The organism is Sphingomonas sp. PAMC 26617 (genome assembly GCF_000242835.1).
Classification (GTDB): domain Bacteria; phylum Pseudomonadota; class Alphaproteobacteria; order Sphingomonadales; family Sphingomonadaceae; genus Sphingomonas.
Genome location: NZ_JH594433.1, coordinates 1 through 2,191 on the forward strand (window position 1 = coordinate 1; position 2,191 = coordinate 2,191).

The following is a 2,191-nucleotide window of genomic DNA, read 5'->3' on the forward strand; positions in this document are numbered from 1 at the left end:
CATGAGCTCATCCCAACGCGATGCGGGCCAGTCGCCCGCGATCTTCGCGATGACGTCAGCGATGTAGGCCTGCGGCTCGACACTGTTGAGCTTGCAGGTTTCGATGACGGTATAGATTGCGGCGGCGCGCTCGCCACCAGCCTTCGATCCGGCGAACAGCCAGTTCTTCCGGCCGATCGCGATGCTCCGCATGGCGCGTTCGGCGATGTTGTTGTCGATCTCGAGGCGACCGTCTTCGATGAACCGCGTGAGCGCGGTCCAGCGCTTGCGGCCATAGGCGATGGCCTTGGCGACCTCGGACTTGGGCGAGAGGCGCCGCAGCGCATCGTCGAGGACGATGCGAAGCGCCTCGATACCGGGTGCTGCGCGCTCCAGCCGGGTTCTTCGTCGGAGATCTGATGGCATCCCGCGGATCTCATCCTCGATTTTATAAAGGCTGCCGATCCGGGTCAGCAGGTCGGTGGTAAGCGGCGTCGGACTGGTAGTGTGGATGTCGAAGATCTTGCGCCGGAAATGCGCCCAGCATGCGACCTCGGTGATGCGGTTGGTGGCGTAGAGCTGGTCATAGCCGGCATAGCCGTCGGCCTGCAGGAAGCCGGTGAAGCGGCCAAGCTGGGCTCGTGGATGGGCGCCGGTGCGATCCTGGGTGAAGTGATACCAGACCAGCGGCGGACTGGTGGCACTGAAGCCGCGGTCATCGACGACATAGGCCCATAGCCTGCCGGTCGCGGTCTTGCCGCGGCCCGGGTCGAGCATCGGCACGGGCGTGTCGTCGGTGTGGATCTTGGCAGCGCTCAGCCCGACCTGGCGGATGCGGCTGACGATCGGGTCGAGCAGCGCCGATGCCTGGCCGGCCCAGCCGGCAAGCGTCGAACGATCCAGCTCGATCCCCTGGGCCGCCATCATCTCTGCCTGGCGGTAGAGCGGCAGATGATGATCGAACTTGGCGACGACGACATGGGCCAGCGTTGCGAACGTTGCCTTGCCGCGCGCGATCGCCTTCACCGGCGCGGCGGCCTGCACGACCTTGTCACAGGAGCGGCAGCTATACTTGGGGCGGATGGTGCGCACGACGCGCCACTGGACGGGCACAGCGTCGAGCATCTCGTCGCTGTCTTGGCCCAACGGGCGCAAAGCGCCGCCGCAATCGGGACAGGTGCAGCAGCCGTGCTCGGGCTCGATCCGCTGCTCCTCGCGCGGCAGGTGTGCCGGGAGCGCGCGGATGGGCGTCGGTCGCTCCGCGCTGACGGGATCGGCGCGCTGTATGCTGGCCACGACTGCCTCAGCCTCGAGCTCTTCGAGCGCCAGCTCCAGTTGCGCGATCTCGTGGGTCAGCTTCTCCGAGGAGGTACCGAACTGCATCCGCCTGAGGCGCGCGAGCTGTACGCGCAGCGTGTCGATGAGGATGTCTCGCGCGGAAATATCGGCGCGAGCCGACGCCAATGCGGCTTCGAGCTCGGCGATGCGAGCGTCTTTGTCAGGGAGGGGAAAGCCTGCGTCCGACACCGCGATTACATAGCAGATCGGGCGTCTTCGAGCCAGGAAAACCGCCTGAATCCAGGGCTTTTTAGCCCGCCAGAGACGGCACGACAGTGCGTTCCGGACGTCGCCAGTCAATCCCTTCGAGGAGCATCGAAAGCTGGGCCGCGGTCATGACAACCGAGCCGGTCGCGGTCGACGGCCAGACGAACCGCCCCCGGTCCATCCGTTTGGAGAACAGGCACAATCCCTGGCCATCGTACCAGAGCAGCTTGACGAGATCGCCGCGCTTGCCGCGGAACGCGAACAGTGCGCCGGAATGCGGGCTCTGCTGCAACGCCTGCTGCACCAGCACCGCCAATCCGTCGAACCCCTTGCGCATATCGGTTGCGCCGCATGCCAGGAATATCCGCGTCAAAGGGGGAAGCGGGATCATTGCGCCAGGACGCCGATTACCCGCGACAGCGCGTCGGCATCGACCGACGCATCAACAGTAAGGCGCACGCCGGTCGGCAGCTCGATCCTGATCCGACCCAGGCCAGGCTGGGCGACAGTTGGCGCCGGCAACGTCGCTGCCGGTTCGGCGATCTGGACCTCGGCGAAGCTGGGCTGGGACGGCATAGTCACCCCGGTCAGCGCGCCCGACATCGCTTGCCGGCGCCAGGTATAGATCGCGCCGCTGCCGACCTCGTGGCGCTCGACCGCCGCGCGG

At 66.4% G+C, this 2,191-nt stretch carries 3 protein-coding genes; all 3 read right to left on the reverse strand.

Translation table 11 applies throughout. The features are described 5' to 3' along the window. On the reverse strand, window positions 1-1,464 hold a 1,464-nt coding region (gene tnpC / locus RH91_RS21145; protein WP_081469626.1), incomplete at its 3' end, for an IS66 family transposase. A gap of 103 nt (window positions 1,465-1,567) precedes the next feature. Next, on the reverse strand, window positions 1,568-1,915 hold the full coding sequence (tnpB, locus tag RH91_RS21150) for an IS66 family insertion sequence element accessory protein TnpB (protein WP_029624182.1): 348 nt from the start codon (window positions 1,913-1,915) through the stop codon (window positions 1,568-1,570). Continuing rightward, window positions 1,912-2,191, reverse strand: a 280-nt coding sequence (locus RH91_RS21155; protein WP_010165478.1) for a transposase, incomplete at its 5' end; no start/stop codon positions are given. The genes RH91_RS21155 and tnpB, both read right to left, overlap by 4 nt.